The organism is Roseovarius conchicola (genome assembly GCF_041403425.1).
Classification (GTDB): domain Bacteria; phylum Pseudomonadota; class Alphaproteobacteria; order Rhodobacterales; family Rhodobacteraceae; genus Roseovarius; species Roseovarius conchicola.
This window is the reverse complement of sequence record NZ_JBGEHK010000001.1, coordinates 690,170-713,692: the sequence shown is the minus strand read 5'-3', so window position 1 is coordinate 713,692 and position 23,523 is coordinate 690,170. Positions and strand designations below refer to the sequence as shown.

Genomic DNA, 23,523 nt, shown 5'->3' with positions numbered 1-23,523 from the left:
CCACTTCAACCATAAGAATTAATTTTTCCTGTGAGGAAATTTATCAGGAGCCGGACTGCGGGTAAGAAATCACCGAAATGTAGCGAATAGGCAGTGAAATCAACTCGTCCGGCCCATGGGGGGCGTCAGCGTCAAAAAACAAGCTGTCACCAGGTTTGAGGTGAAAACTCTGATCGCCGTGACGATACCCGACTTCACCTTCCAGCACATAAAGCAGCTCGATGCCTTCATGTTGAAAGGTCGGGAAAATATCGGATTCCGCTGTCAGGGTGATCAGGTAGGGTTCCACCATCACACCACTGGAATTGGCCCCAAGGTGGCCCAGCAACCGGTACTGGTGCCCTGCCCTTGTCCCGGCGCGTTCGCGTTCAACGGCCTCACCCGCTTTGACATGCACCGCCTCGCGCCGTTCCTCGAAACGGCGAAAAAATGCCGTCACAGGCACACTCAGAGCCGCTGACAGGGTTTGCAACGTGGTCAGGGATGCCGAGGTCACACCGTTCTCGATTTTTGACAGCATCCCGACGGACAGCCCTGTCGTCTGCGCCAGGTCGGCCACGGTCATCCCGCGCTGGCGGCGAAACTCGCGGACCTCACGGCCAATCGCCGTCTCAAGATTTTTCTCGCGAATGTCCTGAACCTTGTGGGGATCCTGGCTCAGTTTTGATGTGGGCATCTGGCTCTTATTCCTTCAAATCTCACCAACAATGAGAAATCCCCGCCCGGATTACAAGCGCATGGCTCACTCGGGCTTGGCGAGCTTTTCCAACTCCTCGGCCAGAATAGGTGCCCCAAGGGTCATCGAGTGTACCCCCATGATCGAGGTCAATTGCAACACTTCAAGAATTTCTTCCTGTGTCGCCCCTTCGCGCAAGGCGTTCTGCATATGGCGCCGCACGCCGGGTGCCCAGAGATGGGTGGTGGCTGCATTGATCGCGATCATGATCAGTTCTTTGGTTTTCTGCGGCAACGGCCCTTGTTTTTGCGGCACGGCGCGAAACGCCAGAAACGCCTCAAGATAGTCCGGGTCCATCTCGGCCATCAGATCCCAGATCGGGTTCCAGTCTTCGGTCTGACGTTGTGCATCCGTGGCGGGATAGTCGCTCATCTTCATCCTCCGCGATGTTTGAAACTGTCACGCCGGAAGGAATAGAGCGCCTCAGGGTCCACCATCGTGTCAATCACGGCCGGTTTGCCACAGGTCAGCGCATCTTCAATCGCCTGCGTCATCTGATCCAGTGTTTCGGCGCGATAACCTTTGGCGCCGTAAAGCGCGGCCAGCTTATCAAATGGCGGGCTTGATACATCCGCGCCGATGTAGCGTTGACCAAAGAAATCCTTTTGATAGGCCTTCTCGGCCCCCCAACAGCCGTTGTTCATCACTACAGTGACGGTGTTGATGCCATAATCCACAGCGGTACTAAGTTCAGAAACGGTCATGCCAAACCCGCCATCGCCCATCAGGGACACAACGGGACGGTCAGGCGCGGCCAGCTTGATCCCCAGACCTGCGGCGAAGGAAAAGCCAACAAGCCCGAAATCAAGCGGCGTGAACAGGCTTTTGGGATGGTGATAGTTCAACGCATCGGTCGCCTGAAGGCACAATGTACCTGCATCCATCGTCACGGCCGCGTCTTGGGGCAAGACATCCCGCAAAGTCTTGAACAGGCCGGTCGGGTGAATCGGCATCGCATCGATTTGTGCATCGGCATCCCGCTTGCTTAAGTAAGCCGCGCGCTCGGCTTGAAACGCATTCGTCCAGGCCTCTGCCGTGGCGCGCTTGTCCAGACGCTTAACTTCCGCGCGTATCTGATCGGCCACAATGGGCGCATCGCCCATGATCCCCATTTCCACCGAGAAGTAGCGGCCAATCGCGGTCGGCTCTTGCTCCACATGGATGATCTTGGCGTCTTCATTAATGTTATCATAGGTGTAGAAGGTGGCGTTAAAGCCGATCCGCGTACCAAGGGCCAGGATGACATCAGCCTCTTTCACCAATCGGGAGGCCACAGCATTACCGCGCGGTCCCATCTGCCCGGCATTAAGCGGGTGCCCAAACGGCACCGCATCACCATGCCCCGGCGAGGTGACCACAGGGCAGTTCAGCGCCTCGGCCAGCGCCATGCATTGATCTGCCGCGCCCGTGGTCTTGATCCCGCCCCCGGCGATGATCACAGGTTGTGTGGCCTCCGACAGTAAGGCCACGGCCCGGGTGATCGCCTCAGGCGCGCCAGCGGGTGGTGCGTAGGGGCGATACTGATGAGGGGTCTGGAATGTCTCAAACTCGGCCTGCCCGGCCAGAACATCGCGCGGCAGGTTCAGCTGCACCGGGCCTTGCCGTGGCGCCATCGCCTCGCGAAACGCCTCGCGCATCATTTCCGGCACGCGATCCGTGTTGGTGGCGGTCCAGGTTTTCTTGGTCACGGGCCTGAACAGGGCATCCTGATCAACCTCTTGAAAAGCATCACGATATTTATGCCCGCTGGCCAGGGCCCCGGCGATGCTGACCACTGGCGAATAGGCCGCTTTGGCCTGCGCCAGCCCGGTGACGAGATTGGTGGCACCGGGGCCGTTCTGCCCGGCCAGCACCACGCCCGCCTGCCCGCTCATCCGCGCAAACGCATCGGCCATATGGGTGCCGGTCCGTTCGTCATGCACCCCGATAAAGGTGATCTCGGGCGCATCATAAAGCGCGTCGAAGATCTCCATCGTGGCCGAGCCGATCAGGCCAAACACATGGGTGGTTCCTTCGGCCTTCAGCGCCTCGACGGCCGCCTGACCACCTGTCAGTTTTGTCATATGATTGGTCCCGTTCGCTCTGTCTCAGCCCAATATGCGGCCAAGGAAATCTTCAATGCGCCCGGCAAACAACCCGGGACGTTCGATCAAACCCAGATGTTGCAGGCTTGGAATAATCTGCACCTCGGCCCCGGCAATCTCGTCGCCGATGGCGTGGCTCATCGCAGGGGTCGACCCGCTGTCATTCTCGCAGGTCACCACCAATGTGGGATGGGTGATCGGCGGATCAGGGCGGATCAGCTCGACCACGCCCGACGCCAAAACCTGCCGATTCAGGGCATAGCTGTGATGATCATTGGCCAGAACGACTGCGCGAATTTCATCCACCAAAACCTTGTTATCCCGACGATATTCGGCGGTGAACCACCGCTCCAACGTGGCATCAATCGTGGCTTCGGGCCCACCGGCGCTGGTGTCCCTCGCGCGCTGTTCCACCAGATTTTGTTGTTCTTCCCCGCGTTCATGCGGGGAATTCAGGATCACCAGTGCCGACACCCGGTCCGGGTGATCCATCGCCACGCGCCGATTGATCATCCCGCCCAGCGAAAAGCCCACCAAGGCGGCCTTGTCGATGCTCAATTCATCCATCAGGACGATCAACTGTTGGGACAGGGTTGTCAGGCTGGGCACCTCATTCGGCAAAGGCGTCTCACCATGCCCGTTCAGATCGTAGGATAACACCCGGAACTGCCCGACCAACAGCCGCGCAATCGGACCCCATGTGCTGGCCCGTGTCATGCCCAGCCCGTGAATCAGCACCACAACGGGCGCGTCTTCCGGTCCGCTCAACTCATAGGCCGTGCCTCCTGCGCTTACCGGCATCTAAACGCCCGCCGGATTGTCAACATCCCGGCCCATTTCCTTGAGGTCCGCATAGCGATCCCCGATCCGGTGATTGGGATGGCCGCCGATCGACGCACCAAGCGCGATGATGATCTCATCCTCGGCCGGGGCATCGGGCACTTGAATATGAATGGTCTGATAATGCGAGCGGCGTCCGCCATCATCCTTGTCCATTAGCGGAATGATCAGCGAAGTCCCCGCCGCCCCCCGCGTATTGGAGAACACCAGATAGCTTTTGGCATCCACCGCCTCGCGGTACTGATTTCCAAACCACAACGTATGGGTCAGGCCCTGACCATGTTCCTGCTCGCCGCCCATGCCGACAACCGAGGCCTTACCATACCCTTCGACGGTGCCACCGGTTTCTTTCAAAACCATATCGGTCAGCAGTTTGCCCAGCACAGGCCCGTGTTCGCGAATTTCCGGGCCAAGGTCTTCGACATGCCCCATCCCGAACCACGGGTTGCGGATGATCGCCATGGCGGTGACCAGAATGGTCGGCTCTGCCACGTCCTTCCAGCCTTCCCGGTAAGTGGTCTGGACCTGGCTCAACGTCCGGCGCAATTCAACCGGCATGGGCCATTTCCTTCTCTGCAAAGGCCGGCATCACCTTATCGATGAATAACTGAAGAGATCGCTTTTGTTGGTCCATATCCATCCCCATCGAAGCATAATAGATAAACGCATCGACGCCTAAAGCCTCGTAAGCGCGCAGTTTTTCAGTAACTTCGGCAGGAGAACCGAACATCAGGTTTTCTTCCAGCATTTGCGGGTCAACCCTTGCGTTTCCATCCAGGGTTTCCAGCGGCACCTGCTCAGGGAAACCATTGATCACTTCGCCTGACTTCATCATCAGGTTGCCGAACTGGCCCAGAACCCCGCGCACCGAGGCCATGGCAGCCGCGCGATCCTCTTTATTGTCATAGACAGCCGAATGTCGCATCAGCGACCATGTGCCGCCATACTTGCCACCATTCTTGGCAATCGCATCATCCAGCCGGGCACGATAGGTCTCGGCCTCGCTCATCGGCATGGTCAGCGGCCAGGACATGATATTGCAGTTATGTTCGACCGCATAATCAAAGGTGATCGGCGCGCGGGCGGCCACCCATACGGGCACGTCAGGCTGCACCGGTTTGGGGCAGGATGTGGCGGTGGGGAACTGCCAGAATTCGCCATCATGCTCGTAATCTCCTTGCCAAAGGTTCTGCACGACGGGCAGCATTTCCTGCATATAGCGCCAGCTGTCACGCTGATCCAAACCGGGCTTCATGCGGTCAAATTCCCTTTGATACGCACCCGACCCAATGCCAAACTCAAGACGTCCATCGCTGATCAGGTCCAGAAACGCGGCTTCACCCGCCAGATCAATCGGATGCCAATAGGCGGCGTTCACCACGCCCACACCCAGGCGTATGTTTTTGGCATGTTCACCCCACCAGCCAAGGATCTGGAACGGGTTGGGGGCAATTGTCATCTCAAGCGCGTGGTGTTCCGCCGCCCAGGCGATCTCGAACCCGGCGGCATCCGCCATTTTCACCATCTCAAGCGTGTGATCGCGCACCGCTTTCATATCGGTCTCGGGGCTCATCCGCTCCAGATTGATCGCAATATGAAATTTCATCTCTCTCTCCTTCGCTCAACGCATTTGAAACGGATTGCCGATAGGCGCATCCGACGTGTTCATCCACACGGTCTTGGGACGGGTGTAATCATAGACTGCCTGAAACCCGCTTTCGCGGCCATAACCACTTGATTTCATGCCGCCAAATTCGGCCACAGGGCTGATCACGCGGTAAGTATTGACCCAGACGATCCCGGCACGCACCGCTCGGCTTACCCGCAGCGCACGAGCAGAGTTGCGGGTGAAAATCCCGGCGGCCAGTCCATGTTCGGTGTCATTGGCCAGCGCCAGCGCCTCTTCTTCGGTGCGGAACCGCAAAACACTCAGGACCGGGCCAAACAGCTCGGTATCGACGATGTGCAGATGCGGCCCGGGGCAATCAATGATGGTGGGCTGATAGAACTGATCACTGCCCGCATCGGCACGCGCGCCTCCGCATAGAACGGTGCCGCCCTCCTCCACTGCGCGCGCGACTTCGCGTTCGATCGTTTCGATCTGGCCCTTGGTGCAGAGCGGCCCCATCTGCGTGTCCTCGGCCATCGGATCCCCGATACGAATGCCACTTGCGATCTCGACCATCCGGGCGAGGAACTCATCTGCAATATCCTCGTGCACGATCAGTCGAGACCCTGCGACACAGGATTGCCCCGAGGCCCCGAAAATGCCCGCGACCGAGCCGTTGACGGCACTTTCCAGATCGGCATCGTCAAAGACGATAAACGGGGACTTGCCGCCCAGCTCCAGGCTAACCTGTGCAAAGTTCTGGGTCGTGTTCATCAGCACATGCTGTGCCGCAATCGGCCCGCCGGTGAAGGACACGCGCGCGACCAGGGGATGACTGGTCAAAACCTTGCCGCAGGGATCTCCATGGCCGGTCACAATATTGACCACGCCATCGGGAATGCCCGCCTCGGCAATCAAACGGCCGAATTCGAGGATCACGGCAGGGGCATGTTCCGAGGTTTTCAGCACCACGGTGTTGCCCGCCGCCAATGCAGGGCCGATTTTGACGGCTGTCAGGAACAGTTGCGAGTTCCACGGCACCACCGCTGCCACCACGCCCAAAGGTTCGCGATTGGTGAAAACGAACATGTCAGGTTTGTCGATGGGCAAGGTGTCGCCGCTGATCTTGTCGGCAGCACCCGCATAGAACATCAGGAATTCAGCGATGTATTTGGCCTGCCAGCGGGTCTCGGAAAACATCTTGCCGCTATCGCGGGTTTCGATCTCGCCCATTTCTTCGGACTTCTCGGCCATGAGGTCCGCCAATCGGCGCAAACACGCGCCCCGTTGGCTGGGTGTCATGTCGGCCCATGGTCCTTCATAACAGGCTTTGTGGGCTGCTTTGACAGCGCGGTCCACGTCCTCGGCCGTCGCCTCGGGCGCGGTGGCCCAAACGTCTCCGGTGGCGGGATTGACGGTTTCAAACCGCTTTCCATCCGAGGCATCAACCCACGCACCCCCGATCAACATCTGATAGTCTTTCATACCGTCCTCACCTGTTCGCTGCGGCATAGTTTGCCACAACCGTATAATTCTTGATATTGAATTGTTTTGCTGCATAAGTGCAAAAACTTCGAATTGAGAGGCCGTGATGAACCTGAACGCCCTGCAAACCTTCCTGTCGATTGTCGATACGGGCAGTCTGGTCCGCGCGTCTCATCAGTTGAACGTCACGCAATCGACGGTCACGGCCCGGCTGAAAACGCTGGAGGAGGAATTGGGGCAGACATTGCTTACGCGCCAGAAATCCGGGGCGACACTGACCCCGGCGGGCACCAAGCTATTGCGCTATGCGCGGATCATGACCGGGCTATGGCGCCAGGCCAAGCATGACACCGCCCTGCCCTCTGGTCTTGAAAGCATCTGTACCTTTGGTTGCGACCGCGAGTTGTGGCACGGACCCGGTCGTGCATTCTTTGATGGCGTGATTTCAGGGCATAAGGAAATGGCCGTGTCGGTCCTGCAAGGCAGTGCACAAGATCTGGAGCGATGGCTGGGAGACGGGATGGCGGATGTGATCCTGACCTACGACTCGGTGGCACGCGGCAGTCAAACCGTGCATCCCTTGCCGCCCGAGGAACTGGTGCTCTATTCCACCAACCCGGACACGCCAATAGATGCCGATCCGCACTACATCTTTGTTGATCATGGCGAGGAATATCGCCGGCAGCATGACGAGGCGTATCACAATGCCGGGATCGCACGGATCAGCTTTGACAGTTCCTGGTGGGCGCTTCAGTGCCTTTTGGAACGCGGTGGGTCCGCCTACCTGCCTCGCGCATTGGCCGCTTTTTACGTCGGGGACGGCCGTTTGCACACCCTGCGCGGCGCGCCGGTTTTTACGCGCAAGAAAAGCCTGATCGTAAATGATAGTGCAGCCGCAAATTGGTCATGGTTCCTGCCTTTGGTCAATATGCTACGCAATACTTGAGGGTCAGGCCGCACGGCGTGCAACCGCTGCAAAGGCACGCCGAGCTGCTCCAACAGTAAGGCAAGGCAAGGCAGCGGCGGGCATCTTGGTGATGTTCAGTTTGCGCCCAAGGGCACAGGCCACCGTCGAACGTTGCGCACGGCTGAGCGTCGTCAGGATTTGCGGGCCGAGCAAAAGCGTCTCTGACACCACGCCATCTGCAAGGATCAACTGATGATCGGCACAAAGCAGATGGTGCCAGACGATCTGACGTTTGCCCAGCATGTAGCGCACCCCGCGCAGGCACACCAACGCCTTGGCCGGGACGAGACAGGGGCTTTCAAAAACGCTGTCAAGCTGCCCCGGCAAACCCACAGCAATACGGTGCTGACCCGAGACAACCAGATCACGTGCTGGTCGCCCGGGCCCCAATGCACCGGATTTGATCAGCACCGGTTTTTGATGCCCATTCGCCCCATCCAGAGGCTGCACCCCCGACCAGACCCAGCGAACGTCATGAGAGGTGCCATCATAAGTGCAAACCCTGTCACCCGCTTGCAGGGTCTCAACCGGACGCGGGCCTTCGGGCGTTGCAATCAGGGTGCCAGGTCCATAACAGGCCGGAATACTCCCCTGGTTTGGCGTGGATTGGGTGAAATACCCGGCCCCGCCATTGTCCGATTGCAGCGATTGGCCGAACCCGGCCGACCCCACACTCAAACTGGTCAGGCCTACCGCTGGCCCCGTGGCGCCGGTGACAGTGTTACCATCATACGAGACGAATTGCTGAACGTTGCCCGACCCGTCCACTAAGGCAACCGCGTCATCCGGGTACATGTTGCCCATCGTATTGCCGACCGAAAAGCCCGGCGTTCCGGCGTCAACCGTGTAAACGTCATGCCCCCCCATGGTGCCATTTGCGACCCCCAATGGATGGGATGAGATAATCGCACCCGTATAGTCATAGATATGAACCATATAGCCGGACGGGTCAGTGCCTTCGGGCAAGGCAATCTCAAGGAACTCCTCATTGCTGTTCCCCACATATCGAAACTCAGAAATGTATCCAGCCATCGCCAATACCTCCGCGCTCAGCGGCGCAAGACTGTCGCCGGGACCTTTAACATTCCTCGAAAATGGCTGATCTATTTGTATTGAATTTTAAAGTTCGCTCCAGATGGCCGTAATTTGGGCCTCTAACTTCGGATTGTCTGAAGCCCCTTTTCGATAACCTGAAAATGATCAAAAGAATCGACGAAAACTTTCATTTTTCAGGTCTTTTTTACCTGCGCTGCCCTTGTCAGCCCTGCGAAGGCTGTGGTCCTATAAGCGCGAGCGGGATACCCGCCATCACTCAAAAAAGGACAGAGCGGATCAAACCGCCCGTGCCAGGGAGATACAATTTACCAACGAAATCCGCGACCGATGCAGGCCATCGGCGCATGCTGTTTGCTAGACAGCCAAAAACCCGTCGCAAAAACCCGACGGATCAACAAGGAGAGAAAGATGAAGAAATTTACCACACTGATGGGCACCACCTTGATGGTCGCCGCTGGCCCCGCGCTGGCAGCTGACGTTGTGATCGGCGTGCCGAACTGGGCGTCGGTCAATGCCACAGCACATGTGCTGGAAGTGGTGATCGAAGAAAACCTGGGTCTGGATGTGGAACTGCAGAACGGCACCAACCCGATCGTCTTCGAAGCGATGGACAAAGGCTCGATGCATGCCCACCCCGAAGTCTGGATGCCCAACCAGCAGAACCTGCATGACACCTATGTCAAAGACAAAGGCACGGTTGTGATGAACGAAAACCCCGTTCAGGCCGAGCAAGGCATGTGTGTTCCCAAATACATCGCCGAAGAGCATGACATCAAAACCATTGATGACCTCAGCGATCCCGACAAGGTTGCAATCTTTGACACCGACGGTAACGGCACGCCTGAAGTGTGGATTGGCGCACCCGGTTGGGCCTCAACCGTGGTTGAGAAAATTCGCGCGAAATCATATGGCTACGATCAAGTCTTCGAGTTGACCGAGTATGAAGAAACCATTGCCTATGCGAATCTCGCCAACGCCACCAAGGCCGGTGACCCCTGGGTCGGTTTCTGCTACAGCCCGCATTACATCTTTGTGACGCAAGAGCTGCATGTTCTGGAAGAGCCCGCGCATGACCCGTCGACATGGACCATTGTTCAGCCCACGGACGATCCTGATTGGCTGGAAAAATCCGAGGCCTCGACCGCGTGGAACGGTGCCACCCTGCACCTGCACTACTCGAAAGCTTTGGAAGAAGCCCATCCCGAAGTTGCGGCCCTGTTCCGGAACTTCCAGATGCAGGGCGATGACCTGAGCGCAATGGGCAAAGCCCTGGCGGTTGACGGTCAGGAAGCTGGCGATTTCGCCAAAGCCTGGGTTGCGGAAAACGAAGAAACCGTTCTGGGCTGGTTGACGAACTAAGCCATACCAATTGGCCGTCGCGACGTGTGTTGCGGCGGCCTCTCTATATCTGAATGACCGCGAAAAGCGGACCAACGGGGGATGGTATGGACGACCCAGTCGTAAAACTTAAAAATGTCTGGAAGATTTTTGGCGCGCGCGCTGACGAGGCGATGGAGGCTGTTCTTAAAGAAGGCCTGACCAAACCTCAGGTGCTGGAGCGCTTTGGCTGCGTGGTGGGCGTTCAGGACGCCAGCTTTGAAGTGCCTCGCGGTGAAATCTTCTGTATCATGGGCCTGTCTGGCTCGGGCAAATCCACATTGGTGCGCCATATCAATCGGTTGATCGAGCCGACATCTGGCAATATCGAAATTCTGGGGCATGATGTGTCCAAGATTTCCGAGGCCGAATTGCGCCGCATCCGATCCCAGCAGATCGGCATGGTGTTTCAGCATATGGCGCTGATGCCGCACCGCTCGGTGCGCGACAACGTGGCCTACCCGCTGGAAATTCGCAAAGTCTCGAAATCGAAACGCTGGGCGGTGTCTGACCACGCCTTGGGCTTGGTCGATCTGACCGGCTATGAAGATCGCTTGCCCAAGGAACTGTCGGGCGGGATGCAGCAGCGTGTGGGCATCGCCCGCGCCCTCGCTTCGGACCCCGAAGTGCTGTTAATGGACGAACCCTTCTCGGCGCTTGACCCGTTGATCCGCCTGCAGTTGCAGGATCAGTTCAAGGCGCTGGTCGCGCAGTTGCAGAAAACCACCCTGTTCATCACCCACGATCTGGACGAGGCCATTCGAATCGGCCACCGCATCGCCATCATGAAAGACGGCGTGATCGTACAGATCGGCACGCCTGAAGACATCGTGATGAACCCCTCGGACGATTATGTACGTGAATTCGTACAAGGCATCTCCAAGCTGAAACTGGTCAAGGCGCACTCGATTATGGAGCCGCTGGACAGCTACAAAGGGTCGCTTGATGGCGCACCGCGCGCCGATCATGGCGCGGATCTGGATCAGTTAATTGATCTGGCCGTGGAAACCGAACAACCGGTGGTGATCACCGAAGCCGGCACCGATGTGGGTGTCGTCACCAAACCGCGCCTTCTGCGCGGCATCCAGGGGGGCAAAGATGACTGATACTGCCACAGAATTGAAAGTCACCGCCGCCTCGGACATCGAGGTGGATCGCGACACGCTGGACGCTTCGATTAAGGAGTTTGCCGAAGTAAACGGCGACTACTATGTCGAGAGCTTCCACCAGATCCACGACAACACCAGCTTTGTGCCCAAGACCTTCAACATCTGGGCCGCGGTTCTGGGGCCGCTCTGGGCCTCGTCGCGGGCGATCTGGGGGATGTTCTGGGGCTTCCTGATCCTTGAAATCATCGCCTGGGTGCAAATTGGGCGCGGCCTTTGGGGCACGCCGGGATCGGAATTCCTGGAACGGGCAGCCAAGCAGGCCGAAACCATGCAGAGGCGGCTGGATCAGGCGGCTGCGGCCACCGAACAGGCCGATATCGACCGTTTTACCAAGCTGGCCGACAATATGCAGCGGGCCATCGACACCAACTTGGAGAAGGTCGAACAGGCGCAGGCCGAGGCGACCGGCATCATGATCACTGGCATCATCATGCTTCTGATCTTCAAGGTCATTCAGGGGCTTTATGCCAATACCGTCTATGAAAAACAGTATTCCCGCTGGCGGATCGAGCCCGACAGCACGGAAAGCGGGCGTTCAAACCGCAACGCCATTCTCGGCGCGGTTCTGACCGTCGCGATTGCGCCGCTGGTGATTTATCGCTTCACGGTCAATGCCACGATGGACCTGCTGACCACCTTCCCCGAGCGGCAATTGTCAGAATATGCGCTGGGTGAAGGCAATGGCACGTTCTTCTCGGTCATCGCCTCGTGGATGGAAGCGCGCATCGATGCCGCTGCCATTGCGGGTGGGGACGTCTTTGACGGCATTGTCTCGGGCGTCCGGTCGGTTCTGGACGGTTTGACCATCGCACTGAACGATTCCCCCTGGCCGGTTGTGATGCTGGTGATTGCGGTTGTTGCCTGGCGCTCGGCGGGCCCTCGCGTGGCCATCTTTACCGTCGCGTCAATGGCCTACATGTCCTTGCTGGGCTACTGGGCTCTGGCCATGGAAACACTGGCGCTGGTTGGCGCGGCTGTGTTGCTCTGCGTGGTGATCGGCATTCCGCTGGGCATCTGGTTCGGGAAGTCGCGCCGCGCCTACCGGATGGCCGAGCCGGTGCTGGACCTGATGCAGACCCTGCCGGCCTTCGTTTACCTGATCCCGATCATCGCGTTTTTCGGCACAGGTAACCCACCCGGCATTCTGGCCACGATCATCTTTGGGATGCCGCCGGTGATCCGCCTGACCGCTTTGGGGATGCGTGGCGTGCCTGAAAGCATCAAGGAGGCGGCAGACGCCTTTGGCGCCACGCGATGGCAAAAACTGAAGGATGTGGAAATTCCGCTGGCCCTGCCCTCGATCATGGCCGGTGTGAACCAGACCATCCTGATGTGCCTGTCCATGGTTGTGATCATCTCGCTGATCGGCGGCGGTGGTCTGGGTCAGGAAATCCTTGAGGCCTTGCAATACGCCGCCAAGGGCCCCGGCCTGCTAGGTGGCTTTGCGATCCTATTCCTCGCCATGGTGATGGACCGTGTCGTACAAGGCGCCTTCAAGCGCCAAGATCAAAAAGAGTGATCTAACGTCTTACTGATCTTGCCTTTTGAGAAAGGCCCAGGCTTAGATTGGCCCGGGCCTTTTTCATGCCCTATGGAGCTTCGACATGACTGACTCTTATCAAAAGTCCATGATGGATAATCTTTATTGGTGGGGTATTCCCACCATGTTCCGCGCGCCCAATGAAGGCCCCGAAGGACAGGACATCGCGCTTGTCGGGGTACCGCATAGCACCGGCAATGGCACAACCGAACGGGATCAGCACCTGGGCCCCCGCGCGCTGCGTCATGTTTCTGCCGTGCAGCGGCGCGTTCATATGGAGTTTCAGATTGATCCCTGGAACAGCGCCAAGATTGCCGATGTGGGCGATGTACCCTTTCCGCGTGCCAATGATAACGAGGATTGCATCGAGCAGATCACAGCCTTCTATAAGGACATCGATGCGGCTGGCGCACGCCCGGTATCCATCGGAGGTGATCATTCGATCACCGGTGGGATCGTAGAGGCCCTCGGTGGCGGCAAGCTGGCAGGCGGAGAGCCGGTCAGCTTCCTGCATCTGGATGCCCATACGGATGTCTTCACCAAGGTTGATCACTTCCTCGGCGCCAAGAAATCGGCGGCGCATTGGGGCGCCTACCTCGCAGATCAGGGACAGGTCGATCCTACCCGGTCGATGCAGATCGGGTTGCGCGGTCATCCCCGCAGTCTGGACTGGCTGCAGCCCTCCTACGACTATGGCTATAACGTTGTAACCATGAAGGATTTCCGTCAGCGTGGCCTAGCCGATGTTGTAGCGCAGACCAAAGAAGTGCTGGGCGACCGGCCCGTCTACATCACTTTTGACCTTGATTGCCTTGATCCCACTGTTGCCCCCGCAGTGTCCAATCTGGAACCCGGTGAGAAAGGCTTTGATATCGACGAAGCCGTCGGCATTGTCCGCGCAGCACGGGGCCTGAACATCATTGGCGGCGATGTGGTCTGCATGATGCCCACCAAGGACAGCCCCAACAATATCACCGCCCTGACTGCCGCGGCGGTGATGTTTGAAATGATCTCGATGATCGCGGAAAACACCGCGAAGACAAAGGTCTGATCCATGAAAGCTGCTGTCATGTCCGAATTCGGCGGCGCGTTACCACTGGAGACCGTGGCAGATCCGGAGTGTCCGCGTGATGGCGCGATTGTCATGGTGCGCGCCTGTGGTGTGTGCCGCTCGGATCATCATGCCTGGAAAGGGGCCGATCCCGACGTGGCTCTGCCTCACATCATGGGGCACGAGTTTTCCGGCGATGTGATCGCCACGGGCCCGGACTGTCGCGGCATCAAGATCGGCGACCGGGTCACCGCCCCCTTCGTGCTGGGCTGTGGTCATTGCTCTGATTGCCGCGCAGGTGAGCCAACCATTTGCGAGATCCAGAACACCATCGGCTTTACGATCCCTGGTGCCTTTGCCGAGCAGATCGCGATCCCGCAGGCCGATTTCAATCTTGTCGCTCTGCCAGACGATATGAGCTATGTGGCCGCCGCCGGGATGGGCTGTCGGGTCACCACCGCCTTTCGCGCCGTGGTCGATCGCGGGAGGTTGCAGCCGGGCGAATGGCTGGTGGTCCATGGTTGTGGTGGTGTTGGCCTGTCGGCTGTCATGATCGGAGCCGCCTTGGGTGCGCAGGTGATGGCTGTCGACGTGAATGACGAAGCGCTGGCCATGGCGCACGGCCTTGGGGCCAATGCGGTTCTGAACGCGGCCTTCGGCGATGTGGGGCCTGAAGTGCAACAGGCCACCGGCGGCGGCGGGCATGTGTCAGTCGATGCGCTTGGCATCACCACCACGTTTGAAAACTCGCTGCGCAGCCTGCGCAAAATGGGCCGTCATGTGCAGATTGGCATGCCCGTCGGGACTCATGCCACACCAACCCTGCCTTTGCTTGAGCTGGTTTATGCGCGCCAACTGACCCTGCATGGGACGCGCGGGCTTGGCCCTGCGCGGTTTGCCTCGCTGTTCGAGATGATCAGCGCCGGGCGCATGGATCCTGGGCGTCTTGTGACCCAGACATTGCCCCTCAGCGGCGCGCATGAGGCCCTAAAGTCCATGGATCGTTTCCAAAACTATGGTGTTTCGGTCATAGATCAGATGGATTGTTAACGTATCGTCAACCACGGCCACACTTTCGCCACATTTCCCTCCAAACCTCGTCTGCATCCGCAGATAATTCCTGTGGATAACTATAAAAGCGCCAGTCGGGTGCTCCGGCTGGACTGCTGATAAAAAACAGGAGCAGACCAATGCCAAATGTGACACCCAAGCCCCCCAGCAAACCTGCAGGCAAACCGAAACCGACTCAGCAAAACCAACCCAAGATCATCTCGAAACAGGTTTTCACCGACTTCGCCGCGATCTGACCGGTTTCCGTCGGTAGATTTGTCCACTATCCTGCGGGTATGACAGGCACATCCGTATCAACAATCCGTAATCTTGGCCCCGCAGTTGAGGCTGCTTGCCAACATGCAGGTATTGCGTCGGCGGAAGAGTTGCGCGCCTTGGGCGCGGATGCAGCCTATGCCCGCCTGATCGCCACTGGCACCTCACCCCACTTCATAGGGTATTACGCGCTTATCATGGGTTTACAGGGGCGTCCCTGGAACGACTGCCAGGGCGATGAGAAACGCCAACTGCGCGCCCGCTTTGATGCGATCAAGGCCGCAAACACGCCTTCCCCAAAATCCGAACTTGAACAGATGCTTGATCAGATTGGTGTGATTGAACCTTCCGAGAGAAGCCCGAACTGATGTGTGTCACAAAGCGCTGCGCACCTGTTAACCGGGCTAAAAAAGAACGGCGCATCTCTCGACACGCCGTTCCAAAAGAAAATCCGAACAGATGGTTTAGCCCACCAGTTCCAGACCTGAGAAGAAATACGCGATCTCAACCGCTGCGGTTTCCGGTGCGTCCGAACCGTGAACCGAGTTTTCACCGACCGACTCGGCAAATTCGGCGCGCACGGTACCCGGCGCGGCGTCGGCAGGGTTGGTCGCGCCCATCACTTCGCGGTTCTTGGCAATGGCACCCTCGCCTTCCAGAACCTGTACAACCACCGGCTCGCTGGCCATGAACTCGCACAGTTCGCCGTAAAACGGGCGCTCGGCGTGGACGGCATAGAACACACCCGCCTGTGCAGGGGTCAGATGAATGCGTTTTTGCGCGATGATGCGCAGACCTGCATCCTCGAACTTGGCGTTGATCTTGCCAGTCAGGTTGCGTTTGGTTGCGTCGGGTTTGATGATGCTCAGCGTGCGTTCAACAGCCATGTCAGCCTCTTTCAGTTCAGTGTTTGCGCGCCTGGCCCAATGCCCGCGCCCCTCATTGGCGGCTGCGATAGCATGGGGCAAAGGCTTTGAAAAGCGGCGAATGCGCTCTGGCCCGTCCTGACCAATATGCCTAGGATTGTTGCCAACCGAGCCTCAGAGCGGAGTCTTTATCATGTTATCATTTCTTTTCATCGCAGTGCTGCATGCCGGTGCGCATGGCGACACCACGGGCCCCGCCGCGATCCCTGCACAGGAATTTCGGCTGGACCCGAGCCATGCCAGTCTGGTCTTCTCTGTCAACCATCTGGGCCTGACCAATTACACCGCCGGGTTTGACAGCTTTGATGCCACGCTTACCCTGGATCCGGCCAATCCCGCCGCAGCCAAGCTGACCGCCACGATCAACCCATCTTCGTTGGACCTGCCCAGCCCGCCTGAGGGTTTTCTCGATGCCATGCTTGCCGCCCCTTGGTTCGATGTCGCCACCTATCCGGCGATCACGTTCACCTCTGACAGCGTCACGCTGACCGACGAAGACAGCGCCACGGTGACAGGCCAGATGACAATGTTGGGAGCTTCGGCCCCGGTCACACTGCAGGTGGATCTGAACGGGGCAATTCCCGCTGGCACATTCGAGCCTCACGCGCGCATCGGGTTTTCGGCCACCGGAGAAATCAACCGCTCGGCTTTCGGCATGACTTACGGTGTGCCTGAACCCGGTTCTACCGCTGGTGTCGGCGACCTTGTCACGTTCCGCATCGAGGCCGAGTTCACCGGCACCATCCCCGCAGAGTGAGCAAGGGGCGTTGACGCCACCGCACAGTTGCGGCATGGCTCGACCCCATGTTGCGCATTGATGATATCTCTTACTCGGTGGCCGGCCGCCCGCTGATCGAAAACGCCTCGGTCACAATTCCGGGCGGTCACAAAGTGGGCATTGTCGGGCGCAATGGCACTGGCAAAACAACGCTGTTCCGACTGATCCGGGGGGAACTGGCGCTGGAATCGGGCGCGATCACCCTGCCCCAGCGCGCGCGTATCGGAGGCGTCTCTCAGGAAGTACCCGGCAACGAGGTTTCGTTGATCGACACGGTCCTTGCCGCCGATACCGAGCGCACGGAATTGCTGGCCGAATCCGAAACCGCGACAGACCCGACCCGGATTTCGGACATTCAGATGCGACTGGTCGACATTGATGCCTGGTCCGCCGAAGCGCGCGCGGCCACCATCCTGCGCGGTCTGGGGTTCAGCAGTACCGAACAGCAACAACCCTGCTCGGATTTTTCAGGCGGGTGGCGCATGCGCGTCGCTTTGGCGGCCGTGCTGTTTTCTCAACCCGATCTGTTGCTGCTGGATGAACCGACCAACTACCTCGACCTTGAAGGTGCGCTGTGGCTGGAAACCTATCTGGCGAAATATCCACACACCGTGCTGATCGTTAGCCATGATCGTGGATTGCTTAATCGTGCCGTGGGCTCGATCCTGCATCTCGAAGACCGCAAGCTGACGCTGTATCAGGGCGGGTATGATACGTTTGCGCGTACCCGTGCCAGCCGGATCGCCGCCGCCGAATCCGAAGCCAAAAAACAGGAGGCCCGTCGCGCCCATCTGCAAAGCTTTGTGGATCGGTTCCGCGCCAAGGCCACCAAGGCGGTGCAGGCGCAATCCCGTCTCAAGATGATCGAGAAGATGACCCCGATCACCACGCCGAAAGAGGCGGCGTTGAAGAAATTCACTTTCCCGTCACCAGAGGAGCTGTCGCCACCGATCATCGCGATTGAAGGGGCCTCGGTCGGCTATGATGGACAGGCGGTCCTGTCACATCTGGACCTGCGTATTGATCAGGATGATCGCATCGCCTTGCTGGGCAAGAACGGCCAGGGGAAATCCACGCTTTCCAAGATGTTGGCCGATAAACTTAAACCACTACAGGGCCGAATGACGACCGCGTCGAAATTCCGCGTCGGCTATTTCGCACAACATCAGGTGGAAGAGCTGCATGTGGACGAAGCCCCGATTGATCACATCCGCCGCCTGCGCCCCGATGAAACGCCGTCACGCCTGCGCGCGCGCCTCGGTGGGTTTGGCATCGGTGCGGAACAGGCCGAAACGCTGGTGGGCAAACTGTCGGGTGGCCAAAAAGCGCGCCTGTCGCTGATGCTGGCCACGATTGATGCGCCCCATATGCTGATCCTGGACGAACCGACCAACCACCTTGATATCGAAAGCCGCGAGGCCCTTGTGGAGGCACTGACCGCCTATACCGGCGCGGTCATTCTGGTCAGCCACGACATGCACCTGCTCAGCCTCGTGGCGGATCGGTTGTGGCTGGTCAAGGACGGGCGCGTGGCGCCCTATGACGGTGATCTTGAAAGCTATCGCGCCGCGTTGCTGGCCGGCGACAAACCGGCCAAGACCAGCAAACCCAAACCTGCGAGAAAACGCCTGTCGCGCGACGAAATTCTGACCCTGCGCCAAGAGGTGCGCAAATGCGAAGATCGGGTCAACAAACTGAACGATATGCGTGACAAGGTGGCCGACAAACTGGCGCAGCCGTCGATGTACGAAGAAGAAAACGCCGCGCAAGCCGCGGGCTGGAATAAGAAATACGCCGAAGTGATGGATGGAATCGAACGCGCCGAAGGCCTTTGGATGAAAGCGCTTGAGCGGCTGGAAAAGGCGGAACGTTAAACCTGCTCCGCCAGATAGCGCGCGGCCCATTCTTCGTTCATCGAATCCGCCAGCTTGGCCACCGGAAGAGTCAGTGTTTTTGCCACAGCCGGGTCCTTCCCCAAATACTCCAGAATCTGCGCCAACACTCCCCACGGGTCGGCGGCCAGCGCGTCATAGGTGAGGGTTAGCGGCCGGATGCCCTGACGCGCGAACCACCCCTGCCATTCGCGCTCGTAGGCCTCGAACAATGCAATCTGTTGGCCAAGTGCTGCACGATCGTACACCGGGTCGCGGTGAGGTGCCAAACGCTCAATCTCGGTGCCGTCCGGCGCACGATGCCAAAGCCCGCTTTGTTCGGCTTTCAGGTATGAAATCGCCTGATCCAGCTTGTTTTCGCGGGTCAGGTAAAGATAGGCCGTACGCCCGAAAACCGCATCTATACGCGCCACATCGCCGTCCAATCGCGGATGAAGTTGTGCAAGTTGCTGAAAGAAAAACACAGCGCTGTGCTGTTGCAGCCGCAGCCCGAACATATCAGTCTTGCCCCTCCCATAGGCGCGTGCAGCCCCAAGGGCGGCGCGCACAGCCTCAGAGTGGGACGCGAAGGGTACGCCTTCCAGATCGTAATAGCCCAGCCACGCCTCCAGCGATGGTTCGTGGAAATGGGAATCTGGCAACCCGCAACACTGCGTGGCTTTCAGCAGCCCACATAACAACGTACTTCCACTGCGCGGGCTGGTGCACAGGATGTAGGATTGAACGGGTTTTGTCATGCGCGTCTCCCTGCGTTTGCACTATCACGAGGATGCGTGGCCGATAACATGGCTTGGCAAATCGCACTGGGCATGATGCAACGGGGGCACCCCCGAATCCACGGACAGGTTATGGACGTCGCTTTTCTGATCACCGCTTTTGTCACGCTTTTCGTGATCATTGACCCCATTGGGATGACGCCCCTCTTCGTGGCGCTGACCCAAGGAATTGAAGAGCGTCGGCGCCGTCTGATCGCGCTGCGTGCCTGCGTGACGGCTGCCCTGATCCTGATCGCCTTTGCCGCCTTTGGCGAGGCGGTGCTGGGCTTTATCGGCATTTCCATGCCCGCCTTTCGCATTGCCGGGGGCATCCTGTTGTTTCTGACCGCGCTGGACATGCTGTTTGAACGCCGCACCAAACGGCGTAAGGCCACATCGGACGAGGCTGAGGAGGAAGAGGGCGACGATCCATCGATCTTTCCGCTGGCGATTCCACTGATTGCGGGGCCCGGCTCGATCGCATCGGTTATCCTGCTGGCCGGACAGCGCCCGGGGATCGAAGGATTGGCCTGGGTGATTGGCGTCATGCTGGCGGTGGTCGCACTGGTCCTGCTGTTGTTCATGACAGCGGGCGTGTTGGAAAGACTGCTGGGCAAGACCGGCATCAACGTGATCACCCGTCTGTTCGGCATGTTGCTGGCCGCGCTGGCGGTACAGTTCGTATTGGACGGCTTGCGTGGATTTGGGCTGGCGGGATGACCTTCTCAATCCTGCCCCCTGCCCCTATATCTTAGATATGAGCGAGTATGATACAGGTCGTTTGATTTATCTGGCGCTACTGGGCGGCGCTGTTGTGCTTTGGTTCTTTGCCCAGAACCGCAATTCCCTGGGCAAACTCACGCAACATGCCTTGGTCTGGGGGCTGATCTTTATCGGTGTCATCGCGGCAGTGGGCCTTTGGGGCGACATCCGCCACACCGTGACACCCGGTATTGCCAATGTCACCGCTGACAACCAGATCGAACTGGCCCGCGCCATGGACGGGCATTACTATCTCACCGCCGATGTGAACGGTGCGCCGGTGGATTTCGTGGTGGACACCGGGGCCACCGGCATCGTGCTGACCCATGACGATGCTGAAGCGGCCGGGATCGACACAAGTACATTGGCCTATGTCGGTCGCGCATTCACAGCCAATGGCGAGGTGCGCACGGCCCCGGTCACGCTGGACAGTATCAATGTCGGTCCTTTACGCGACACACGTGTGCGCGCCACGGTCAACGAAGGCGAGATGGACCGCTCGTTACTTGGCATGGACTATCTTCAGCGATTTTCCAGCGTTGAAATCAGGGGCGGAAAAATGGTTCTGACCCGCTGAGCTTTTAAATTTAAAAACATATTCAATTTTTTATATATGTTTGATCTGGATCAAGGCCTTTCCGTAGCCCCCTCTCTACCTCTGACCTTAAACCTGACTTTACGATTCAGGTTTATGGATCAAAGGAGATACCACCATGCGCCGACCCTTACTTGCCACCCTCTTTGCCAGTCTGTTCTCCCTGCCAGCGCAGGCCGATGGTCCGGCCGATCTTGTCACCATCCTAACCAGTGACGAGCCACAGACCCAATTGATGAGCATGGTCCTGACCATGCAATCGCTGAAGCAAGGTGCCAATACCTACACGCTGCTCTGCGGCCCGGGCGGAGATTTGGCATTGAAGGATGCCCCGGCCAGCGCAACCGCGCCACAGGAACCCAAAGGCATGACGCCACAGGGATTGATGCAGATGATCATGGCCGAAGGCGGCATGGTCGAGGTCTGTGCGATTTACCTGCCCAACAAGGGTGTCGGACCAGACGCGTTGCTGGACGGGATCACCCCGGCCAAGCCTGCTCCGATGGCGGCGCGTTTGCTGGGGGACAACACCCGGATCATGTCGTTCTGAGCGATGGGGAAGAGGGTCACGCTTCGGCCTTCTTCTCCCATTTGCCGCTTTCTTCGGACCAGTATTGCGCCGCACATCCAGTGTCAGTCAAAATCTTCCAATGGCCCCGCGCCGTCTGAACCGCAGCATCATCATGGCCGTCAAACAGCACACAGACCCGTTCCATTTTGGTGACTTCTTGTGGATCAGGCTCGGCACCGTCGATCAGCATCACGCAGGCCGGATCGTTGGGATAATGCGTCTCGTCGGTCAATAGAATAGGCTGTTGTTCGGCATGCGGAGCACTGGCCAACCCGTGAGGCAAGAACCCCTCATCCGGACCTAACCACAGCTTTTGATCCAGCCAGTCAAGGCGGGCCTTGTCCGCGCCCCGCACCGCCACCCGCCAGCCCGCGCCCTGCGCCTTTCCCAGAAGGATCGGCAAAGTCGCCTCAAGCGGGGCGCGTGTGAGGTGATAGAAGAAGGCGGCGCCCATCTCAGCCCTCGTATTTATCCGCCACCAGACGATTGAGCGCCATGACACCCCAGCCAGTCGCCCCTTTCGGCGCATAGGCTGTTTCAGATTTCACGCTGGCCACGCCAGCGATATCCAGATGGATCCATGGCACGTCGTCCTTAACGAACCGCTTGAGGAATTGCGCCGCTGTGATTGAGCCCGCGGGGCGTCCGCCGACGTTCTTCATATCGGCAATCTGGCTTTTGAGCTGGTCGTCGTAGGCCGGGTCCAGCGGCATCTGCCATGCGCCTTCACCCTCGGCCTCGGCGGCCTTAAGGAAATCCTTGCAGAACGCATCGTCATTGGCAAAAACGCCCGCCTTTTCATGACCCAAACCGATGATGATCGCGCCCGTCAGGGTGGCCAGATCAATCATCGCGGCGGGTTTGTAGGTTTCCTGCGTATACCAGAGCACATCACACAGCACGAGACGGCCTTCGGCATCGGTGTTGATCACCTCGATCGTGTCACCCTTCATGGAGGTCACCACGTCACCGGGGCGCGTGGCGCGATCCGAGGGCATGTTTTCGACAAGGCCCACAAGGCCGACCACGTTGGCCTTGGCCTTGCGCAGGGCCAGCGCGCGCATGGCACCGGCCACGACGCCCGCGCCGCCCATATCCATGGTCATGTCTTCCATGCCAGCGGCGGGTTTAAGGCTGATACCACCGGTGTCAAACACAACGCCCTTTCCGATCAAAGCCAGAGGCGCAGACCCTTTCTTGCCACCCATCCATTCCATGATCGCCACCTTGGAAGGGCTGATGCTGCCATGTCCCACCGACAGCAGTGATCCCATGCCAAGCTTTTCCAGTTCTTTCTCTTCCAGAACTTTAACGGTCAGGCCCAACGCTTCCATATCCTTGATGCGCTTGGCGAATTCGGTGGTGGTGAGGTGGTTTGCCGGCTCAGCCACCAGATCGCGGGTGAAATGCACGCCCTCAACCACGGCCAGCAGCGGGGCGGCATCGGCCTTGGCCTCGTCAGGTTTTGCAACCATCATGGTCACGCCGCCAATCTCTTTCTCCTCGGCTGTCTTGTGGGCGGTGAATTCATAGGCGCGCAGGGCGATCCCTTGGGCAAGGTCGGCTGATCGACGTACAAGTCCGGCCAGAACGCTTAGCGCTGCCTCGCCCTTGACCTTGCCCAAAGCAACACCGGCTTTGCGGGCCAGATCGGGTTTGGCATTGCGCGGCAAACACACCACATCCAACGCGTCAGCAGCCATGCCGGTGGGATAGTTCAGGGTCTTAACCTCACCCTCTTTCATCTTTTCAACCGCACCGCTTTCCACCATGCGGGCCAATGCGCCCTTGGTCAGGCGATTCACCCGACGCGCGGACGGATCCATCTTACCTTCCGGTGTCAGGAATACCGCGACCCGGCCCTCCGTCGTGGCAATCTGATCCAGATCGGTTTCAATGAAATCTACGGCGACAGGTGTGGTCATTTTGGCGCTCCTATTGACGAATTTGAACCAGACCTAGCGCGCCTGCAATTGATTGACCAGCCGTGCGCGCTGTGGATCG

Annotated in this window: 24 protein-coding genes; 12 read left to right on the top strand and 12 right to left on the bottom strand. The window is 58.7% G+C overall.

From position 1 onward, the window contains the following. Positions 1-43: 43 nt before the first annotated feature. From V6N02_RS03345 to V6N02_RS03315, 7 genes are all read right to left on the bottom strand, one after another. Complete coding sequence (locus tag V6N02_RS03345) at positions 44-676, bottom strand: helix-turn-helix domain-containing protein (RefSeq protein WP_371224071.1); 633 nt, start codon at positions 674-676, stop codon at positions 44-46. Between the two features lie 66 nt (positions 677-742). Continuing rightward, positions 743-1,108: a carboxymuconolactone decarboxylase family protein gene (locus V6N02_RS03340; protein ID WP_371224070.1), complete on the bottom strand. Its 366-nt coding sequence runs from the start codon at positions 1,106-1,108 to the stop codon at positions 743-745. 2 nt (positions 1,109-1,110) lie between these two features. Continuing rightward, positions 1,111-2,799, bottom strand: a complete 1,689-nt coding sequence (locus V6N02_RS03335) for a thiamine pyrophosphate-binding protein (protein ID WP_371224069.1) — start codon at positions 2,797-2,799, stop codon at positions 1,111-1,113. A gap of 24 nt (positions 2,800-2,823) precedes the next feature. Further along, on the bottom strand, positions 2,824-3,621 hold the full coding sequence (locus V6N02_RS03330; protein WP_371224068.1) for an alpha/beta fold hydrolase: 798 nt from the start codon (positions 3,619-3,621) through the stop codon (positions 2,824-2,826). After that, a complete protein-coding gene (locus tag V6N02_RS03325; protein ID WP_371224067.1) occupies positions 3,622-4,218 on the bottom strand; it encodes an amino acid synthesis family protein in 597 nt (198 codons plus the stop codon). It lies immediately after the preceding gene. Beyond that, entirely contained in the window at positions 4,208-5,266 is a 1,059-nt protein-coding gene (locus tag V6N02_RS03320) for an LLM class flavin-dependent oxidoreductase (protein ID WP_371224066.1), read from the bottom strand. The genes V6N02_RS03325 and V6N02_RS03320 overlap by 11 nt, the downstream gene beginning before the upstream one ends. Positions 5,267-5,281: 15 nt before the next feature. Continuing rightward, a complete protein-coding gene (locus V6N02_RS03315; protein WP_371224065.1) occupies positions 5,282-6,754 on the bottom strand; it encodes an aldehyde dehydrogenase in 1,473 nt (490 codons plus the stop codon). A 106-nt stretch (positions 6,755-6,860) separates the two neighbouring features. Here V6N02_RS03315 and V6N02_RS03310 point away from each other — a divergent pair, with 106 nt between their 5' ends. Further along, the gene (locus V6N02_RS03310; RefSeq protein WP_371224064.1) at positions 6,861-7,700 is read left to right on the top strand and encodes a LysR family transcriptional regulator; all 840 of its coding nucleotides are present in this window, start codon (positions 6,861-6,863) and stop codon (positions 7,698-7,700) included. A 3-nt stretch (positions 7,701-7,703) separates the two neighbouring features. On the opposite strand, the gene V6N02_RS03305 is transcribed toward V6N02_RS03310, so the two are convergent. After that, positions 7,704-8,753 carry a Hint domain-containing protein gene (locus V6N02_RS03305; protein ID WP_371224063.1) on the bottom strand — a complete coding sequence of 350 codons (1,050 nt, stop codon included), beginning with the start codon at positions 8,751-8,753 and terminating at the stop codon, positions 7,704-7,706. 432 nt (positions 8,754-9,185) lie between these two features. On the opposite strand from V6N02_RS03305, the gene V6N02_RS03300 reads away from it, so the two are divergent. The 6 genes from V6N02_RS03300 (at position 9,186) to V6N02_RS03275 (ending at position 15,608) form a co-directional block, all read left to right on the top strand. Further along, positions 9,186-10,136 carry an ABC transporter substrate-binding protein gene (locus tag V6N02_RS03300; protein ID WP_371224062.1) on the top strand — a complete coding sequence of 317 codons (951 nt, stop codon included), beginning with the start codon at positions 9,186-9,188 and terminating at the stop codon, positions 10,134-10,136. 86 nt (positions 10,137-10,222) lie between these two features. Next, entirely contained in the window at positions 10,223-11,260 is a 1,038-nt protein-coding gene (locus V6N02_RS03295; RefSeq protein WP_371224060.1) for a quaternary amine ABC transporter ATP-binding protein, read from the top strand. Beyond that, positions 11,253-12,842: an ABC transporter permease gene (locus V6N02_RS03290; protein ID WP_371224059.1), complete on the top strand. Its 1,590-nt coding sequence runs from the start codon at positions 11,253-11,255 to the stop codon at positions 12,840-12,842. Before V6N02_RS03295 ends, V6N02_RS03290 begins: the two co-directional genes overlap by 8 nt. 85 nt (positions 12,843-12,927) lie before the next feature. After that, positions 12,928-13,914 carry an arginase family protein gene (locus V6N02_RS03285; protein ID WP_371224058.1) on the top strand — a complete coding sequence of 329 codons (987 nt, stop codon included), beginning with the start codon at positions 12,928-12,930 and terminating at the stop codon, positions 13,912-13,914. A gap of 3 nt (positions 13,915-13,917) precedes the next feature. Then, the gene (locus V6N02_RS03280) at positions 13,918-14,964 is read left to right on the top strand and encodes an alcohol dehydrogenase catalytic domain-containing protein (RefSeq protein ID WP_371224057.1); all 1,047 of its coding nucleotides are present in this window, start codon (positions 13,918-13,920) and stop codon (positions 14,962-14,964) included. A gap of 296 nt (positions 14,965-15,260) precedes the next feature. Continuing rightward, on the top strand, positions 15,261-15,608 hold the full coding sequence (locus V6N02_RS03275) for a TfoX/Sxy family protein (RefSeq protein ID WP_371224056.1): 348 nt from the start codon (positions 15,261-15,263) through the stop codon (positions 15,606-15,608). A 96-nt stretch (positions 15,609-15,704) separates the two neighbouring features. On the opposite strand, the gene ndk is transcribed toward V6N02_RS03275, so the two are convergent. Continuing rightward, complete coding sequence (ndk, locus tag V6N02_RS03270; protein ID WP_371224055.1) at positions 15,705-16,127, bottom strand: nucleoside-diphosphate kinase; 423 nt, start codon at positions 16,125-16,127, stop codon at positions 15,705-15,707. A gap of 172 nt (positions 16,128-16,299) precedes the next feature. Here ndk and V6N02_RS03265 point away from each other — a divergent pair, with 172 nt between their 5' ends. Next, positions 16,300-16,923, top strand: coding sequence for a YceI family protein (locus tag V6N02_RS03265; RefSeq protein WP_371224054.1), 624 nt, complete (start codon positions 16,300-16,302; stop codon positions 16,921-16,923). Positions 16,924-16,970: 47 nt separating this feature from the next. Next, complete coding sequence (locus V6N02_RS03260) at positions 16,971-18,818, top strand: ABC-F family ATP-binding cassette domain-containing protein (RefSeq protein WP_371224053.1); 1,848 nt, start codon at positions 16,971-16,973, stop codon at positions 18,816-18,818. Here the strand turns inward: V6N02_RS03260 and V6N02_RS03255 are convergent. Next, positions 18,815-19,573: a Stf0 family sulfotransferase gene (locus V6N02_RS03255; RefSeq protein ID WP_371224052.1), complete on the bottom strand. Its 759-nt coding sequence runs from the start codon at positions 19,571-19,573 to the stop codon at positions 18,815-18,817. The genes V6N02_RS03260 and V6N02_RS03255 overlap by 4 nt on opposite strands. A gap of 111 nt (positions 19,574-19,684) precedes the next feature. On the opposite strand from V6N02_RS03255, the gene V6N02_RS03250 reads away from it, so the two are divergent. From V6N02_RS03250 to V6N02_RS03240, 3 genes are all read left to right on the top strand, one after another. Beyond that, the gene (locus V6N02_RS03250) at positions 19,685-20,311 is read left to right on the top strand and encodes a MarC family protein (protein ID WP_371224051.1); all 627 of its coding nucleotides are present in this window, start codon (positions 19,685-19,687) and stop codon (positions 20,309-20,311) included. A 37-nt stretch (positions 20,312-20,348) separates the two neighbouring features. Beyond that, entirely contained in the window at positions 20,349-20,930 is a 582-nt protein-coding gene (locus V6N02_RS03245; protein ID WP_371224050.1) for a retropepsin-like aspartic protease family protein, read from the top strand. Between the two features lie 136 nt (positions 20,931-21,066). After that, positions 21,067-21,498 carry a DsrE family protein gene (locus V6N02_RS03240; RefSeq protein WP_371224049.1) on the top strand — a complete coding sequence of 144 codons (432 nt, stop codon included), beginning with the start codon at positions 21,067-21,069 and terminating at the stop codon, positions 21,496-21,498. Positions 21,499-21,514: 16 nt separating this feature from the next. Here V6N02_RS03240 and V6N02_RS03235 read toward each other — a convergent pair whose 3' ends face one another. Next, a complete protein-coding gene (locus tag V6N02_RS03235; RefSeq protein ID WP_371224048.1) occupies positions 21,515-21,973 on the bottom strand; it encodes a DNA polymerase III subunit chi in 459 nt (152 codons plus the stop codon). Position 21,974: 1 nt separating this feature from the next. Then, a complete protein-coding gene (locus V6N02_RS03230) occupies positions 21,975-23,444 on the bottom strand; it encodes a leucyl aminopeptidase (protein ID WP_371224047.1) in 1,470 nt (489 codons plus the stop codon). Positions 23,445-23,523 lie beyond the last annotated feature (79 nt).

Excerpts from the sequence above, each read along its gene's own strand:
- V6N02_RS03345 (WP_371224071.1), bottom strand. The coding sequence starts at position 676 with ATGCCCACATCAAAACTGAGCCAGGATCCCCACAAGGTTCAGGACATT.
- V6N02_RS03340 (WP_371224070.1), bottom strand. The coding sequence starts at position 1,108 with ATGAGCGACTATCCCGCCACGGATGCACAACGTCAGACCGAAGACTGG.
- V6N02_RS03335 (WP_371224069.1), bottom strand. The coding sequence starts at position 2,799 with ATGACAAAACTGACAGGTGGTCAGGCGGCCGTCGAGGCGCTGAAGGCC.
- V6N02_RS03330 (WP_371224068.1), bottom strand. The coding sequence starts at position 3,621 with ATGCCGGTAAGCGCAGGAGGCACGGCCTATGAGTTGAGCGGACCGGAA.
- V6N02_RS03325 (WP_371224067.1), bottom strand. The coding sequence starts at position 4,218 with ATGCCGGTTGAATTGCGCCGGACGTTGAGCCAGGTCCAGACCACTTAC.
- V6N02_RS03320 (WP_371224066.1), bottom strand. The coding sequence starts at position 5,266 with ATGAAATTTCATATTGCGATCAATCTGGAGCGGATGAGCCCCGAGACC.
- V6N02_RS03315 (WP_371224065.1), bottom strand. The coding sequence starts at position 6,754 with ATGAAAGACTATCAGATGTTGATCGGGGGTGCGTGGGTTGATGCCTCG.
- V6N02_RS03310 (WP_371224064.1), top strand. The coding sequence starts at position 6,861 with ATGAACCTGAACGCCCTGCAAACCTTCCTGTCGATTGTCGATACGGGC.
- V6N02_RS03305 (WP_371224063.1), bottom strand. The coding sequence starts at position 8,753 with ATGGCTGGATACATTTCTGAGTTTCGATATGTGGGGAACAGCAATGAG.
- V6N02_RS03300 (WP_371224062.1), top strand. The coding sequence starts at position 9,186 with ATGAAGAAATTTACCACACTGATGGGCACCACCTTGATGGTCGCCGCT.
- V6N02_RS03295 (WP_371224060.1), top strand. The coding sequence starts at position 10,223 with ATGGACGACCCAGTCGTAAAACTTAAAAATGTCTGGAAGATTTTTGGC.
- V6N02_RS03290 (WP_371224059.1), top strand. The coding sequence starts at position 11,253 with ATGACTGATACTGCCACAGAATTGAAAGTCACCGCCGCCTCGGACATC.
- V6N02_RS03285 (WP_371224058.1), top strand. The coding sequence starts at position 12,928 with ATGACTGACTCTTATCAAAAGTCCATGATGGATAATCTTTATTGGTGG.
- V6N02_RS03280 (WP_371224057.1), top strand. The coding sequence starts at position 13,918 with ATGAAAGCTGCTGTCATGTCCGAATTCGGCGGCGCGTTACCACTGGAG.
- V6N02_RS03275 (WP_371224056.1), top strand. The coding sequence starts at position 15,261 with ATGACAGGCACATCCGTATCAACAATCCGTAATCTTGGCCCCGCAGTT.
- ndk (WP_371224055.1), bottom strand. The coding sequence starts at position 16,127 with ATGGCTGTTGAACGCACGCTGAGCATCATCAAACCCGACGCAACCAAA.
- V6N02_RS03265 (WP_371224054.1), top strand. The coding sequence starts at position 16,300 with ATGTTATCATTTCTTTTCATCGCAGTGCTGCATGCCGGTGCGCATGGC.
- V6N02_RS03260 (WP_371224053.1), top strand. The coding sequence starts at position 16,971 with ATGTTGCGCATTGATGATATCTCTTACTCGGTGGCCGGCCGCCCGCTG.
- V6N02_RS03255 (WP_371224052.1), bottom strand. The coding sequence starts at position 19,573 with ATGACAAAACCCGTTCAATCCTACATCCTGTGCACCAGCCCGCGCAGT.
- V6N02_RS03250 (WP_371224051.1), top strand. The coding sequence starts at position 19,685 with ATGGACGTCGCTTTTCTGATCACCGCTTTTGTCACGCTTTTCGTGATC.
- V6N02_RS03245 (WP_371224050.1), top strand. The coding sequence starts at position 20,349 with ATGAGCGAGTATGATACAGGTCGTTTGATTTATCTGGCGCTACTGGGC.
- V6N02_RS03240 (WP_371224049.1), top strand. The coding sequence starts at position 21,067 with ATGCGCCGACCCTTACTTGCCACCCTCTTTGCCAGTCTGTTCTCCCTG.
- V6N02_RS03235 (WP_371224048.1), bottom strand. The coding sequence starts at position 21,973 with ATGGGCGCCGCCTTCTTCTATCACCTCACACGCGCCCCGCTTGAGGCG.
- V6N02_RS03230 (WP_371224047.1), bottom strand. The coding sequence starts at position 23,444 with ATGACCACACCTGTCGCCGTAGATTTCATTGAAACCGATCTGGATCAG.